1 protein-coding gene is annotated in these 233 nt (G+C 41.2%); it reads left to right on the plus strand.

Going from position 1 to position 233, the window contains the following annotated elements:
* Positions 1 to 233 (plus strand): UvrD-helicase domain-containing protein (locus tag AAEY88_RS15600; RefSeq protein ID WP_350563858.1); only part of this gene is annotated, 233 nt, incomplete at both ends.

Below are 233 nucleotides of genomic sequence, written 5' to 3' on the forward strand. Positions count from 1 at the left end.
GCTGTATGCTCGCTATCAAAATCAGCTACGTGCTTATAACGCACTAGATTTTGATGATTTAATTATGATCCCTACTTTGTTACTTACTAATAACGCCACATCTCGTGAGCGCTGGCAGCAACGCTTTAAATATTTGCTGGTGGATGAGTATCAAGATACCAATACAAGCCAATATCAACTTGTTAAATTGCTAGTAGGCGAGCGTGCCCGTTTTACTGTGGTAGGTGATGACG

The organism is Psychrobacter sp. CAL346-MNA-CIBAN-0220, from assembly GCF_040309805.1.
Classification (GTDB): domain Bacteria; phylum Pseudomonadota; class Gammaproteobacteria; order Pseudomonadales; family Moraxellaceae; genus Psychrobacter.